This is a genomic window from Bacillus sp. LH1 (genome assembly GCF_057924895.1).
Genome location: NZ_CM175007.1, coordinates 2,682,408 through 2,695,918 on the forward strand (window position 1 = coordinate 2,682,408; position 13,511 = coordinate 2,695,918).

Below are 13,511 nucleotides of genomic sequence, written 5' to 3' on the forward strand. Positions count from 1 at the left end.
TTGCAAATAAAATAGCGGATGCTAAACTAAAATATAATTTTGTTTTAATTTCTATTATCCCTCACCCCTCTGTTACTTTACAGTACATACTAACTCTTCATTTTTCATCTCTACTATGTACTCCTGTAAAACATATTCTTTCCCGCCATGGTTTTCATACCATTCATGTATTCCTTTAATATGCCTCTCGTCACTTCTAATTTTCGATTCTATTTCTTTATACTGTTCATAACTATCATATTCCCATATGGCAAATACTTCAGACGTACCATTCTTATTATCTTTCATCCAGCGTCCTATTAGCTTAGAACCATGCTTTAATTGATTAGGTAAGTTCGTGTTATTGAAATGATCATTAAATACTTCTATGAATTCATTTTTCACTACATAGTACTTCCTTCTGTAAAACATACTTCTTCACCTCTTTTATGAAAAGTATCAGTAAACCTTCCCATCACTACCGTATTATAATACTTTCCGTCCGATAGTCTTTTGTCATTTTTCAAAACGCCTTCTACTTCAAAACCTAATTTTTTATAAAGATGAATAGCTTTCTCGTTTGTCTCTAATACTTGTAAAGATATTTTATTTACTGCATTTTCGTCAGCCCATTTAATAGATTGTTGTAATAGGCTCTTACCCATTTTATATCCCCAAAACTCTTTTAAAATGCAAACGCCAAACTCCACTTTATGAGATAATCTCTTAAAATTTGATCCTTCACACCTTGAAAATCCAACGATTCGATTGTGCACTTCTGCAACTAAAAAGAGATTCTTCGTCTCTTCACTATCTGTTTTTATTATTTTTTGAAACCCTAGGTCATCTATAAATCCCTCTCCAGCATCTCTATCCATATTTTCAGTTTCTCCATCAATCTGAACTCTAATTTTCGATAACTGGTCAGCATCTTTCTCAGCTGCAGAACGAATTGTATAAGTTAATCCATTTATATGAAACTCTTGCTCTTTTACAATCATGTCAAACTCCTTTCAAATGAATATAATGGCGCTATTACAACTTGTTTACCTTGTTTCTCAAAGTCCTGAACAGTTTCTTTACTAGCCTCTTCGTCAGTTATAATAATGTCAATTTCTTTTAGAGACTCTCCTCTTATAAAACAATCTATTCCAAGTTTATTATGCGGAACTAAACAAATATTTCTTCTAGCAATTTCACTTACTCTTTTACTAAAATAAGCAACTTCAGGTGTTGCGGTACTAATACCTTGTAATGAAATGCCTCCACCTGTAGAGAAATACAGATCAATAGAAAATCTACTTATCAATTCAGAGGCAAGTGTATCAGTAATATTCCCTGAAGGTTTTACTTTTCCGCCAATTAAATACGTATCAATATTCTTATATTCTCGTAGATAACCAGCTATTTCTATAGAATTCGTAATAACCGTAAATGTTACTTCCGGTAAATATTTCAGCATCGCATTATGAACGGGAGCCCCGCCAATAAAAATTGAATCACCTTCTTGTATATAAGATACCGCAACTCTTGCAATTGTGTCCTCATATATTGAGCTATCACTATAACGTTTAGCTGGTTCCGCGGCTAAATTTCTCACTCGCGTAAGTTCAATTGCACCTCCGTGCGTTCTTTTTAATAAACCATCCTTTTCCATAATAGACAAATCTCTTCTTATAGAATCAATAGACATATCAAATCTTTCCGCAAGATCCTTTGCGATTACTCTTCCAGCTGTATTAAGTAGTTCTAAAATTTTCTCTCGACGCTCTTCAGTAAACATGTTATCACCACCGTTATTGAAGATTCAGAAACTTAAACTTTATTTTAATTATATGCATGCCTCTTCTGTTTTACAATATTTTCAATTCTTATTTATTCCGTTTTATACAGTCTTCTCCCTCTTTCTATCCTGTTAACTTGACAACCAAATAAATGTATATCTGTATATTACGCAAAAATACTTCCATTCACCTTCCTATTGATGTAAAATTATTCCTATGTTTTACTTTTTAATACAGAAAGGGATTACTATGAAATCATTAATCAAAACGACATGTACAGCATTATTATTTACTGGAATATTAACAGGATGTAATAGCAATACTACATCAAAACAAGAAAAGAGCGCTCTCGAAAAGAATGCAATGCACTATGGAGAAATAGTTAAAAACGAATACTATAGAGCGACAGTTGAGAATGCAAAGTTTGAAAAAATAGACAAAGAGCGGCGCCTTACTACTCGTGTTATGATTAATAATGTTCGAGACGATGGACAAACTATTGATCTTTCGGAAATAAAATATTTCATACAAGATGAAAAAACTGGTGAGAAATATGAAGGTGAAGCTCATCCGATAGATGACGAGCACTATAAAAATGTTCCACACGAGTTCTCTTTAACTACTGACGTTGTATTTGAACTGAAAACTTCACCAAAAGATTTAAATAATATGTATTTATACATAGATAGCAAAGCAGCGCCGTTAACAGATACATATTGGAAGCTTGATAATTTAGTATCTAAATAGAAAGACCAGTCTTACATGACTGGTCTTTTACATTCATACATTTAACTTTCATTAACACTTATATTCATTTTCTAATAACAACTTGAATAACATCAGCTAAACCAGTGTGCCCTTTCCCTTCAATTCGCTCTTGTTCGCCATTAAAGAAATGAATTACCTTATGTTCTTCACACCAAGTAAGGATATCAATTGGATCATACAGCATATCAACATCTTTTGGTCCACCAGTACCATAGTTTATTTGTTTTTTTGAGTAAACTTCAAACATAATTAAACCACCAGGCTTTATCGTTTGTATCATTTTACCTAATATCATTTTTTTATAATCATCATGAAAATGTCCAAATACCATAATTGCTGCATCATATTCATTTTCTGGCAAACTATCAGCTAATAAATCTACTTTTTTTGTATGCACGTTTACGTTATGCTTCTCTGCCAATTTTTTTGTCTTCTCTAATCCATCTTCCGAATAATCAATAGCTGTTACTTCGTTCCCTTGTCTTGCTAGAAATACAGCATTTCTACCTTCTCCTTCCGCGAAAGCTATTACTTTATTGTGATTTGCTAAACGAAATGCTTGTTCTTTAATAAATGTATTAGGTTCTTCCCCGTAAAAATATTCATCTGATTTATATCGATCATTCCAAAATTTAGTCATCATCTTCTCTCCTTCTTCATATCATTTTCTAACTACAATTAAAGATATCAAAGAGTCTTTTTATCCTTAATTAATTTAAAAATAAAAGTAGATTAAAAATCCACTTTTATTTTTTTCGCAAGATCTACGATTTTTTGATTTCTTAACTCTTCTTCCATTTTCTCTTCTGCTGCAAGCATTACTTCATTAATTAAACATCCCGGTTTGTCATGTAAACAACATTCAAACAATGATGTTTTACCTTCAATTGCATGTATAATATCTAAAAATGAAATATCTTCCCAATTCTTACTAAGCGAGTAACCGCCTTTTGGACCAGATGATGAGTGTATCATCCCTTCCTTCGTCAACTTAGTTAGTATTTTAGACAAGTACGTTGGTGAAACATTTTGCATTTCTGCTAATTGGTGAACACTAACTAACTTATTTGGTGTAGCCTTTGCCAGAAAAAGTATTGTATGAAGAGCATAATTTGTAGCTTTAGAATATTTCATAGTACAGCCCCTATTGTAGACTTCATGTATCTACAATAACTTTATTTTTTTATTATGTCAAACGTTTGTAATGCTCCATAAAAAATTATTTATTCACAAGTAATACATCTGTCGCACAAATCGTCACTTCTCTAAATGGACAGTCAAATAAAACACCTAGTTCAAAACCATCTTCAGTAAGAGCTATTTCATGATATAACCACCAAGCATTTTCAAAGTTTTCCGGCATAGCACAATTTGTTACTCCTATAAAGGTTACTTCAAGTTTATCAAATTCACTAAAAGTACCACTGCAATCTAATACGATAGACAAAGTATCTTCTGATTCTCTCTTTATTACTTTAATTACACTATCGTGTAGTGATGTCTTGTGTAACTGAGCGACATTTGACGGAAGTTTTTTCTCAATGGAATTAAAATATTCTACGTATGATTGATCTAATTGTGCCATTCTTTTCTCATAATCTGTTGTCCACTCTTGCATACGTTTTTTCAGTTCACCTGATGGATATTCTGAATTAATTGTGATGTTTTGTATAATTGAGTATATCGATTCAGGAAGGAATTTTAATAAATCTATTTTCCTTTCCTCTATTTCTTCCTTTAAACTTTGTATATCCATTTCCGACCATTCTTTTATAGACTCTATAAAACTTACAAATTCTAAAACTTGCATTTTTTTATACCATTCTCTTGTAAAATATTTCAATGACACCTCTCCTAAAATATCTTTACATCCAGTAAAAGCAATACATCCACTTATTATATCATTCCAATAACCATTTTTTCTAAAGAAATAATGTAAAAATGTAAATATTCCGCCTATTATTTCTAAAACTTCAGAATATTTACAAAAGTATAAAATTAGAATACATTTTAGCTGTACAAGATTCACCTGTACAAAAATTCAAACAAAAAGGGATGGTTATATGTTGAAGAAATTAGTAGCAGGGACATTAGTAGCGGGTTTTGCATTAACTGGAGGACTAGGTGCGGTAAGTGCTGAAGAAAAAAGTAACACAATTAAGTCATTTGATTATTTAAAAGTGGATGAACAAAATGTTAATTCCTTTGCAAAATTAAGTGATCAGGATAAGAAAGATATCCAAATTACTATGGTATTACCTAAGCAAAATGAAAATGGAGATTGGCTAGCTTATGGTTTTACTAGCCGTGAAACATTAGATGCGTATATTGAAAAGGATAAAAAAGCAATTAAAAATAAAATTAATCCTTTAGGTAGCGGTGCTGGTAGTACTGATTTTTACGAACATAAAGATAAAGGTGGCCAATATATTTACTGGAGCAGCGGCTTTAAAAACTTACCATCTAGCTGGAATGACAGAATTTCTTCTGTAAGTACAGCTGCACCTTCTGCAAGTTATTCAACGACACTTTGGGAGCACACTTCAACACAAGGATATGGAAAAGGTGTTATATTTAAACACGCTGATTGGTATGGTAAAACTGCTAATTTAGCTCCTGATTGGAACGATATTACTTCAGCGATTGAAATTAAAAAATAATAAGATATTCTATTAATAAAAAATCAAACCACTATTCTCTTATTTGTTTAGAGAATAGTGGTTTATTATATTTCCATTTAAGCATGTACAGCATGTCCTACCGCTTGCATTAACGCTTCATGAATTGCTTCTGATAAAGTAGGGTGTGCTGCAATATAATCTCTCATTATATCAGCGGTAACTTCTGTATGAATCATTACGGTTCCTTGACCAATAAGTTCAGTTGCATGAGGACCGATAATAGAAATCCCTACAATTTCTTGGTATTTAGGTTCTACAATGACTTTTACTTTCCCTACTTGTTCTCCTAAAATAAGAGCTTTTCCGTTCGCTGTAAAAGGAAATTCTCCGATGAGAATATCACCATATTGTTCTCTTGCACCTTTTTCACTTAACCCGACACTAGCTATTTCTGGAGCTGTGTATATACAACGGGGCACAGCGTGATAATTTACTTTCACGTCTTCTCCGCTTGCGTGTAATGCTGCTGTCGTTCCTTCATGGAAGGCAACGTGAGCAAGCTGAATTCCACCAATCACATCACCAGCTGCGTAAATATGCGATACGTTCGTTTGCATATGTTCATTCACAGCAATCCCTTTATTTGAAAACTGAACCCCTGCCTTTTCTAATCCTAATTGTTGCACTCGTGGTTTTCTTCCTACAGAAACAAGAACAAATTCTGGAGTTACTTCGTGAGTAATTCCCTCGTATTCAAATGAAGCTTGCTTCTTATAGTTATTTAATCCTTTTAAAACTGCTCCCGTAAAAATTTTCACCCCATCTTTTTCTAATTTCTCTCTTAAAGTATTCGCGATATCTTCATCTTCACCAGGTAGTAATTGCGGTGCCATTTCAACTATCGATACTTTTGTGCCAAGTCTACTATAAATGCTTGCAAACTCGCATCCTATTACACCACCACCAACGATTAACAATGAAGATGGTACACTCTCAAGAGACATGGCATGGCTACTATTTAAAATCCATTTTCCATCAAACGGAGCGAATGGTAATTCTGTAGGTTCGGAACCAGCTGCGATAATAAAGCTCTCTCCATCAACTACTTCTTCTTTATTTCCTTGTACAACTCGCATACGATGATCCGTTTCGAATTTCGCTTTTCCTTTTACAACTTTAATTTTATTTTTCTTCATTAAATATTGTATTCCTTGGACGAGTTGCATTACGATTTGTGATTTCCTCGCCTGTATTTGATCCCAATCAATTGATATACTTCCTGTATTAAGCGTAACCCCATAATCATTCGCTTTTCTCACAATGTCAAGTACTTCAGCACTTTCTAACAGTGATTTCGTCGGCATACACCCAACATTTAAACATGTTCCGCCAAGGTCAGCTTCATCAATAAGAGTGACATCTTTGCCATTTTGAGCCGCGGTAATTGCTGCTACATAGCCAGCAGGTCCGCCCCCAATAACAACTAATTTACTCATTCTCTCACCTTCTCTTTATAAAAGAATTGTTATAGGTTCTTCTAAATAATGTTTAATTGTGCGTAAAAATGCAGCTGCTGGTGCACCGTCTAATACACGATGATCGAATGTTAAACTTAAAGGTAACATACTTCCTTTTCTTAATTTTTTCCCTTTAAATACAGGAACATGTTCAATTGCACCTACACCTAAAATACCAGTTTCAGGTGTATTTAATACCGGTGTGAAATATTCAATACCAAAGCTACCTAAATTACTAATTGTAAATGTCGTTCCGTGCATATCATCACTACTTAAGCTACCTGCTCGTGCCTTTTGTGCCACATTCTTAATCTCTTTAGACAACTCTACTAAAGATAAATTATTTGCAAAGCGAATAGCTGGAACGACTAACCCTTTTTCTAATGCGACTGCCATGCCTAAATGCACATGTTCAAATTGATGAATTGCATCATCTATATAAGCGCTGTTCATTTCTTTATGCTCTCCAAGTGCTAATACAACAGCATGCGAGACGAAATCCGTAATAGTTAATTTATTATCATCTCTTTTTTGTACAACTTGCGCTATTTCTTTATGTAAAGCAACTAAATCTGTTACATCTACTTTCATCGTTAACGTTAATTGTGCGCTATTTTGTAAGCTTGCGTGCATACGATTTGCGATTGCTTTACGCATACCAGTAACAGGAATCGCTTTACTTTCTTCTCGTTCAGATATTTCCGGAACGATTCCTCTTACCTCAAGTACTTTTAATACATCTGCCTTTGTAATCCTTCCGCCAGGACCTGTACCAACTAATGCCTTGATATCCAGATTTTCAGACTTTGCAATTTTCTTGGCTACAGGTGAAATTTTAATTCTTTGCTTCGATACTTCTTTCCCATTTGCTTCTTGATTTTGTACATTTTGTACTTCTATATTAGATGTTTTTTCTTCTACAACATGTGTGCTTTCCTGCATTTCTACCTTTTCATTCGGTTTACCGATGTAGCAAATTACAGTACCAGGCGGCACTCCTTCATCTTCACTTACAGCTATATCAAGTACTGTACCATCAGCTGGCGCTTCAATTTCCGTTTCAATTTTTTCTGAATTAATACTAGCAATTAGTTCTCCTTTTGCTACATTATCGCCTGCTTTAATATTCCAGCTCGTAATAATACCTTCTTTCATCGCCATACCTAACTTCGGCATTACAACTTCTACAGCCATGTCTCTCTCTCCCTTCTCATCGTTTTATTACACATGTAATAAAGATTGGTCTCCGATCATTTCTGATACAGTTTCAATTACTTTTTCTGGTGTTGGCAAATACAACTTTTCAAGTGGTGGTGAGAACGGAACGGGTGTATGTGGTGCTGTAATTCGTTTAATAGGTGCATCTAACAAATCAAAACCTTTATCCGCTACAATTGCCGCAATATCTGTTGCAATACTACATCTAGGATTCGCTTCGTCAATGACGATAAGACGATTTGTTTTTTCAACAGATGATAAAATAGTATCTTCATCAAGTGGTGATAAAGATCGTGGATCAATTACTTCTACTTCAAGCCCCTTTTTCGATAATTGCTTTGCAGCTGCAAGCGCTGTATGAACTTGCTTTCCGATTGCGACAATTGTTACATCAGAACCTTCCCGTTTAATATCTGCTTTTCCTAATGGAATTGTATAGTATCCTTCTGGCACTTCACCTTTCATATTGTAAAGTGTTTTATCCTCAAAGAAGATTACTGGATCATCATCTTCAATTGCCGCTAATAATAAGCCTTTTGCATCATACGGTGTGGAAGGAACAACAACTTTAATACCTGGTATGCTCGTAAATAATGCGTACAAACTTTGTGAATGTTGAGCTGCTGCACTAAAACCAGCGCCATGCATCGTACGTACTGTAACGGGTACTTTTGCTTTACCTCCAAACATATAACGGAATTTCGCACCTTGGTTTAATACTTGGTCAAGACAACTACCGATAAAATCATTAAACATTAACTCAGCTATCGGACGTAACCCAGTTGCAGCAGCTGCCATCGCAGCTCCCATATAACCCGCTTCAGAAATTGGTGTATCCAATATACGATTTCGGCCAAACTCTTGTACAAGTCCTTTCGTAACACCAAGAACACCACCCCAAGCTTCATCATCTTGCAGGTGATCAACTTGTGCACCTCCTGCAACATCTTCACCTATTAAAATTACATTTTCATCACGACGCATTGAGATTTTCATCGCTTCATTAATTGCAGTTGACATACTTACTGTTCTAGTCATAATTTTTCACCCTCCTCTTATTTGTAAGAAACGTATACATCTTTTAATAATTCTTCATCGTCTGGGTATGGACTATTTTCACTAAATTCAATGGATCTTTGTACTGCATCATCTACTGCTTTTTCCATATCAACAAGTTCAGATTCTGTTAATAAACCTTCATGAATTAAATGCTTACGGAAATTCACAATTGCATCTTTTTCATTTAAATGTTCTTCTTTTTCTTCTGATGTTTTATATGTTTGTGCTTCACCTTCGAAATGACCATAATTACGATATGTCATACATTCAATAATTGTTGGACCATCACCATTACGCGCACGTTCCACTGCTTCTGCAGCAGCTTTATATACAGCTAGAAGATCTTTTCCATCTACTTGAACACCTGGAATATTATAAGCTTTTGCGCGATCAGCGATAGAATCACAACTTGAAGCATATTCAAATGTAGTTGCTTCACCGTAACCGTTATTTTCTGCAATAAAAATAACTGGTAACTTCCAAATCGCCGCTAAATTAACCCCTTCATGGAATGTTCCTTCATTATTTGCTCCGTCACCGAAGAAGCAAACACTTACATCTTTTGTTCCTTTATATTTAGCTGTTAATGCTGAACCGCAAGCAAGTGGGAACCCCCCGCCTACAATGCCATTCGCACCAAGCATTCCTTTATCTAAATCGGCAATATGCATGGAACCGCCTTTTCCTTTACATAATCCTGTCGCTTTCCCGAAAAGTTCAGCCATCATACCATTTAAATCACAACCTTTTGCGATACAATGTCCATGACCTCTATGTGTACTTGTAATATTGTCACTATCCGTTAAGTGGGCACATACACCAACTGCTACCGCTTCTTCACCTGCGTATAAATGAACGAAACCTGGCAAAACGCCTTGCGCGAACAATTCATGCACCTTATCTTCAAACTTACGAATTTCTAACATTTTTTCGTACATCCAACGAGCTTGTTCTTTCGTAATTTCATTCCCTTTACTTTCAGTTGTTTTTAACATGTCCAGCCCTCCTATTTTCTTGTTCGTCTTTTATATTGCAAGTATTGTGCCAATTTCGAATCCTTGTTTTAATAGGTTTTCTCTATCTTTTAACAATAAAAAAGTGGACAAAATGAGACGTTTGTCTCGTTTTGTCCACTTTTGTTCCCTTAATAAGAGAATTGTTACTTTATTCATTATCAAAGCTCTTCTGTAATTTTCGGATGTAAATAATTTGACCAATATGATATGCATTATGAGTTGTTACATTCGCTAACACTTCCCACCACTTTGCAGAAACAGGAAATCCCACTACATCACTTTCAACCTTTTCTTCATTTATGAGATTTTGCCATTGTAACAGTTTTTCTAGTAGTTTTTCCCGTAATTCATCGAAAGTTTGATTATCTGAGAGCATAAAACTTTTGTTATTATCTCCTATAGCGGGTACTGCATTCACATTTGATTCTTTATACCTAGTTTGCCACGTAGAGTTCCAATACAGTAAATGTTGTACGATTTCAGCTATACTATTACTCTCTTCATTCGGTTTCCAGAAAGCTTCCCTCTCAGATAAATCCTTAACTGCATCTGAAAATGGCATATACCAACTGGGATCATTTGCATTCGCTAATAGCTGATCTGCTAATACAGCTTTTACATGGACCATTTTTCTTCCCTCATTTCATTATCATATTATATACACTACTCTATATACGCTGATTCCCTATAATCCCCTTTTTTTACATACAAATTGATTTCATACTAAATGTAAGAATAATAGATTTTCTTATCATAACTCGTTATGATAAAAGAAAAAGAAAGCTGGCGAAAAATGAATAAAAAAATCGCAATAATTACTGGAGCCTCAAGTGGATTTGGACTATTAACTACACTCGAACTCGCAAAAAAAGATTATTTAGTTATCGCTACAATGCGAAACCTTGAAAAACAAGGAACCTTACTATCCCAAGTTACTCAACTTAACTTACAGCAAAATATAAAAGTTCAACAATTAGATGTAACAGATCAAAATTCTATACATAATTTCCAATTATTTTTAAAAGAAATTAATAGAATAGATCTCCTTATAAATAATGCAGGATATGCAAATGGGGGCTTTGTAGAAGAAATCCAAGTAGACGAATATCGAAAGCAATTTGAAACGAACCTTTTTGGAGCTATATCAATTACCCAGCTTGTTTTACCATATATGAGAAAACAAAGAAGTGGAAAAATCATTAATATAAGCAGCATTAGCGGCCAAGTTGGATTCCCTGGTTTATCTCCTTATGTATCTTCAAAATATGCATTAGAAGGCTGGAGTGAATCGCTTCGCTTAGAATTAAAACCTTTCGGAATAGATGTCGCTTTAATTGAACCTGGTTCTTACAACACAAATATATGGGAGGTTGGTAAACAACTAGCTACAAACCAATCTGATACTACTTCTCCTTACAAAGAATATATGGACAAAATACAAAAACATATTAATAGCGGCAGTGATACATTTGGTAATCCAATAGATGTTGCTAATAAAATCGTTGAAATTGCTGAAACAAAGCGTACTACTTTACGATATCCTCTTGGAAAAGGTGTAAAATTTATGATCTTTACGAAGAAGATTCTTCCTTGGAGATTGTGGGAATACCTTGTTTTGAGAAGCTTTAAGAAGATGTAAATATAAAGAGTAACTATCAAGATAAATAATGGTAGCTACTCTTTTTAAATATTCATCATGAAAAACCAAAACGACATTAGTATGTAGAAAGAGGATCAAAATAAAGTAACATTGAAACCATAAAAACAAATGCAAAGAATCCAATTATAGAAAGAATATATTCCTTTGTCTCTCTGCTATACTTCCATTCCATCCATACGCGTAATAAGGAAATTGCTCCAAAATAAGTAAGTACAGCAATTCCTATATTAGCATTTTCTACTTTGAACAGATAAATAAAACTTACTATAAGATATACGATAAAAAGACCTATTTCTAATTTTACATGTAAACTATTTACATGCTTATATATCCAAGCATTGCCCTTTGGCATATTTAGTTTTTTTCTTAAAAACTTTTCTAAAAAATATCCTCCAATTATCATAATAATAACTATAATCCAAATAGTAGAGTTGCCCATTGCATTCCCTCCTATTAAATTAATTATGTTTTCGTAACAAAATGGATTATATATTTTTTAATATGTAGATAATGTATTCATTTTCTTTATCTTCTTTAGTAGTAGTTTTATCAAGACATGTTTTATGTATTGTATAACAACAATCTATTTCCCATCCCTTTTGTTTCGGGATGTTTAATCCTTTTTCTTTCTATTTTTTCAAAAACGAATATAGATAGTACCGATAAAATTAATAGAGTTATTTTTATAATTGACAGAAAACCCTATCCTTTTATTTTCTTACTTGCATTTTCTCCGGCTGATCACTCGGATACGTGGCATTCCTTTTATTTTCTACGTCCCAACTAATAATTGTCGCACTATCACGTCCCAACTGATGATGCACGTGTTCTAAAACATTGTGAATATTTTCTTTAAGTGTTTTATCATTTCTGTTCATAGCATTATACAAATTTACAGGTGTTTCATATCGGCGTTCCCCGCATTCTAATACTCCATCTGTCACCATCACAATTCGGTTCTTTCCAGTACGTAATTCACGAATACCTGATGAATAGCAAGGCACAGGTAAATCAAATGTGTTTACATTTCCAATCCATTCGTAAAAATGACGTTGATTTAATGCATATTGTCCTAACTTATGTAACTCTTCATGAAATACATACACTAAACAATCACCGATAGAAAGCCACCATATATAATTTTCTTTCCTTACACATAGTAAGCAAGCTGTTTCACCTTTAATTTTTTTACACTTTTCCTTAAATGAAGATGACTGAAAAATTGTAAGTATATGATTTTCAACAGACTGAAATACTGAATTAATTGGTTCATTCAAAATTACTTTTATATTTTCATATTCTTTTTCGATTGTATTTACTACTAAATCAACACTTTCTGCACTATTATGTCCATCTAATATAGCTGCAAATTCCCACTCACCATTTGACCAAACTAATGCACCATCTTCATTCTTTTTCGCTCCGGCACTAATATTCCCACCATATGCACCGAGCACGATATCACCATATTGCTTTACCGAAATTTCGTCTAAACACATTTCTCTACTTCCAACCCATGAATGTTGTCTATTATTTTTTGTATGCATATTCACTCACCATATACTCTCGTATTCTTTCGCATAGTTTTTTGATTTTCGCTGCGTCACCATATGGTGCGCCAGTCCATTTCGCTATCTCGCTTGGTGACCAAAACTCTTTTGGTGTATTCGGATAACGCGGAATTATGTTTCTTCACTATCCCAGTGGACATGTCCAACGTAAACGAGTTCATCTTCGTAAATAGCTCCACCTGGAACTATAATATTTCCTTTATGCTTTTTGCAAATGAAGCAGTTTTGTTCTACTTGATTGTTTGTTGACATGTCCATCACCTTCCTTTTCATATATAATATCACAAAAAAAGGAAAAATAGGTTTTGTATTCCGAAT

Annotated in this window: 17 protein-coding genes and 1 pseudogene; 3 read left to right on the forward strand and 15 right to left on the reverse strand. The window is 33.9% G+C overall.

The window, feature by feature from the left end; translation table 11 throughout:
• Window positions 1-72 precede the first annotated feature (72 nt).
• From ACX9TM_RS13865 to ACX9TM_RS13875, 3 genes are read right to left on the reverse strand one after another with little or no spacing between them, the layout of a single operon-like run.
• Window positions 73-411: an NIPSNAP family protein gene (locus ACX9TM_RS13865; protein ID WP_063536560.1), complete on the reverse strand. Its 339-nt coding sequence runs from the start codon at window positions 409-411 to the stop codon at window positions 73-75.
• Window positions 384-980 carry a GNAT family N-acetyltransferase gene (locus ACX9TM_RS13870; RefSeq protein ID WP_072770046.1) on the reverse strand — a complete coding sequence of 199 codons (597 nt, stop codon included), beginning with the start codon at window positions 978-980 and terminating at the stop codon, window positions 384-386. The genes ACX9TM_RS13865 and ACX9TM_RS13870 overlap by 28 nt, the downstream gene beginning before the upstream one ends.
• Window positions 977-1,762 (reverse strand): DeoR/GlpR family DNA-binding transcription regulator, encoded by a 786-nt coding sequence (locus ACX9TM_RS13875; protein ID WP_072770045.1) that lies wholly within the window; start codon window positions 1,760-1,762, stop codon window positions 977-979. The genes ACX9TM_RS13870 and ACX9TM_RS13875 overlap by 4 nt, the downstream gene beginning before the upstream one ends.
• 250 nt (window positions 1,763-2,012) lie before the next feature.
• Here ACX9TM_RS13875 and ACX9TM_RS13880 point away from each other — a divergent pair, with 250 nt between their 5' ends.
• The gene (locus ACX9TM_RS13880; protein WP_000838466.1) at window positions 2,013-2,510 is read left to right on the forward strand and encodes a hypothetical protein; all 498 of its coding nucleotides are present in this window, start codon (window positions 2,013-2,015) and stop codon (window positions 2,508-2,510) included.
• A gap of 64 nt (window positions 2,511-2,574) precedes the next feature.
• On the opposite strand, the gene ACX9TM_RS13885 is transcribed toward ACX9TM_RS13880, so the two are convergent.
• From ACX9TM_RS13885 to ACX9TM_RS13895, 3 genes are all read right to left on the reverse strand, one after another.
• A complete protein-coding gene (locus ACX9TM_RS13885) occupies window positions 2,575-3,174 on the reverse strand; it encodes a class I SAM-dependent methyltransferase (RefSeq protein ID WP_002041261.1) in 600 nt (199 codons plus the stop codon).
• Between the two features lie 89 nt (window positions 3,175-3,263).
• The gene (locus ACX9TM_RS13890) at window positions 3,264-3,665 is read right to left on the reverse strand and encodes an Rrf2 family transcriptional regulator (protein ID WP_000877642.1); all 402 of its coding nucleotides are present in this window, start codon (window positions 3,663-3,665) and stop codon (window positions 3,264-3,266) included.
• Window positions 3,666-3,750: 85 nt separating this feature from the next.
• Window positions 3,751-4,374 (reverse strand): DUF4085 domain-containing protein, encoded by a 624-nt coding sequence (locus ACX9TM_RS13895; protein ID WP_065382545.1) that lies wholly within the window; start codon window positions 4,372-4,374, stop codon window positions 3,751-3,753.
• 220 nt (window positions 4,375-4,594) lie between these two features.
• Between ACX9TM_RS13895 and ACX9TM_RS13900 the strand changes: the two genes are divergently transcribed.
• The gene (locus ACX9TM_RS13900) at window positions 4,595-5,191 is read left to right on the forward strand and encodes a hypothetical protein (RefSeq protein WP_072770042.1); all 597 of its coding nucleotides are present in this window, start codon (window positions 4,595-4,597) and stop codon (window positions 5,189-5,191) included.
• Window positions 5,192-5,268: 77 nt separating this feature from the next.
• Here ACX9TM_RS13900 and lpdA read toward each other — a convergent pair whose 3' ends face one another.
• The 6 genes from lpdA to ACX9TM_RS13930 are packed head-to-tail and all read right to left on the reverse strand — an operon-like array spanning window position 5,269 to window position 10,590.
• Window positions 5,269-6,648: a dihydrolipoyl dehydrogenase gene (gene lpdA / locus ACX9TM_RS13905; protein ID WP_063220362.1), complete on the reverse strand. Its 1,380-nt coding sequence runs from the start codon at window positions 6,646-6,648 to the stop codon at window positions 5,269-5,271.
• Window positions 6,649-6,663: 15 nt separating this feature from the next.
• Entirely contained in the window at window positions 6,664-7,863 is a 1,200-nt protein-coding gene (locus ACX9TM_RS13910; RefSeq protein ID WP_072770041.1) for a dihydrolipoamide acetyltransferase family protein, read from the reverse strand.
• 27 nt (window positions 7,864-7,890) lie between these two features.
• Window positions 7,891-8,925: an acetoin:2,6-dichlorophenolindophenol oxidoreductase subunit beta gene (acoB, locus tag ACX9TM_RS13915; protein ID WP_000198898.1), complete on the reverse strand. Its 1,035-nt coding sequence runs from the start codon at window positions 8,923-8,925 to the stop codon at window positions 7,891-7,893.
• Between the two features lie 17 nt (window positions 8,926-8,942).
• Complete coding sequence (gene acoA, locus ACX9TM_RS13920) at window positions 8,943-9,941, reverse strand: acetoin:2,6-dichlorophenolindophenol oxidoreductase subunit alpha (protein WP_000921269.1); 999 nt, start codon at window positions 9,939-9,941, stop codon at window positions 8,943-8,945.
• Window positions 9,942-9,971: 30 nt separating this feature from the next.
• Window positions 9,972-10,118, reverse strand: coding sequence for a hypothetical protein (locus ACX9TM_RS13925; RefSeq protein ID WP_162900592.1), 147 nt, complete (start codon window positions 10,116-10,118; stop codon window positions 9,972-9,974).
• Complete coding sequence (locus tag ACX9TM_RS13930; RefSeq protein WP_000233778.1) at window positions 10,111-10,590, reverse strand: DinB family protein; 480 nt, start codon at window positions 10,588-10,590, stop codon at window positions 10,111-10,113. The genes ACX9TM_RS13925 and ACX9TM_RS13930 overlap by 8 nt, the downstream gene beginning before the upstream one ends.
• Before the next feature lie 165 nt (window positions 10,591-10,755).
• Between ACX9TM_RS13930 and ACX9TM_RS13935 the strand changes: the two genes are divergently transcribed.
• Entirely contained in the window at window positions 10,756-11,601 is an 846-nt protein-coding gene (locus tag ACX9TM_RS13935) for an oxidoreductase (RefSeq protein WP_065382587.1), read from the forward strand.
• 76 nt (window positions 11,602-11,677) lie between these two features.
• Here the strand turns inward: ACX9TM_RS13935 and ACX9TM_RS13940 are convergent, their stop codons facing one another.
• The 3 genes and pseudogenes from ACX9TM_RS13940 to ACX9TM_RS13950 form a co-directional block, all read right to left on the reverse strand.
• Entirely contained in the window at window positions 11,678-12,061 is a 384-nt protein-coding gene (locus ACX9TM_RS13940; protein ID WP_000528448.1) for a DUF4181 domain-containing protein, read from the reverse strand.
• A 271-nt stretch (window positions 12,062-12,332) separates the two neighbouring features.
• Entirely contained in the window at window positions 12,333-13,169 is an 837-nt protein-coding gene (locus ACX9TM_RS13945) for a PP2C family serine/threonine-protein phosphatase (RefSeq protein ID WP_000556966.1), read from the reverse strand.
• Window positions 13,153-13,466, reverse strand: a pseudogene (locus ACX9TM_RS13950) (hypothetical protein). The gene ACX9TM_RS13945 and the pseudogene ACX9TM_RS13950 overlap by 17 nt, the downstream one beginning before the upstream one ends.
• Window positions 13,467-13,511 lie beyond the last annotated feature (45 nt).

Excerpts from the sequence above, each read along its gene's own strand:
- ACX9TM_RS13865 (WP_063536560.1), bottom strand. The coding sequence starts at position 411 with ATGTTTTACAGAAGGAAGTACTATGTAGTGAAAAATGAATTCATAGAA.
- ACX9TM_RS13870 (WP_072770046.1), bottom strand. The coding sequence starts at position 980 with ATGATTGTAAAAGAGCAAGAGTTTCATATAAATGGATTAACTTATACA.
- ACX9TM_RS13875 (WP_072770045.1), bottom strand. The coding sequence starts at position 1,762 with ATGTTTACTGAAGAGCGTCGAGAGAAAATTTTAGAACTACTTAATACA.
- ACX9TM_RS13880 (WP_000838466.1), top strand. The coding sequence starts at position 2,013 with ATGAAATCATTAATCAAAACGACATGTACAGCATTATTATTTACTGGA.
- ACX9TM_RS13885 (WP_002041261.1), bottom strand. The coding sequence starts at position 3,174 with ATGATGACTAAATTTTGGAATGATCGATATAAATCAGATGAATATTTT.
- ACX9TM_RS13890 (WP_000877642.1), bottom strand. The coding sequence starts at position 3,665 with ATGAAATATTCTAAAGCTACAAATTATGCTCTTCATACAATACTTTTT.
- ACX9TM_RS13900 (WP_072770042.1), top strand. The coding sequence starts at position 4,595 with ATGTTGAAGAAATTAGTAGCAGGGACATTAGTAGCGGGTTTTGCATTA.
- lpdA (WP_063220362.1), bottom strand. The coding sequence starts at position 6,648 with ATGAGTAAATTAGTTGTTATTGGGGGCGGACCTGCTGGCTATGTAGCA.
- ACX9TM_RS13910 (WP_072770041.1), bottom strand. The coding sequence starts at position 7,863 with ATGGCTGTAGAAGTTGTAATGCCGAAGTTAGGTATGGCGATGAAAGAA.
- acoB (WP_000198898.1), bottom strand. The coding sequence starts at position 8,925 with ATGACTAGAACAGTAAGTATGTCAACTGCAATTAATGAAGCGATGAAA.
- acoA (WP_000921269.1), bottom strand. The coding sequence starts at position 9,941 with ATGTTAAAAACAACTGAAAGTAAAGGGAATGAAATTACGAAAGAACAA.
- ACX9TM_RS13925 (WP_162900592.1), bottom strand. The coding sequence starts at position 10,118 with ATGAATAAAGTAACAATTCTCTTATTAAGGGAACAAAAGTGGACAAAA.
- ACX9TM_RS13930 (WP_000233778.1), bottom strand. The coding sequence starts at position 10,590 with ATGGTCCATGTAAAAGCTGTATTAGCAGATCAGCTATTAGCGAATGCA.
- ACX9TM_RS13935 (WP_065382587.1), top strand. The coding sequence starts at position 10,756 with ATGAATAAAAAAATCGCAATAATTACTGGAGCCTCAAGTGGATTTGGA.
- ACX9TM_RS13940 (WP_000528448.1), bottom strand. The coding sequence starts at position 12,061 with ATGGGCAACTCTACTATTTGGATTATAGTTATTATTATGATAATTGGA.
- ACX9TM_RS13945 (WP_000556966.1), bottom strand. The coding sequence starts at position 13,169 with ATGCATACAAAAAATAATAGACAACATTCATGGGTTGGAAGTAGAGAA.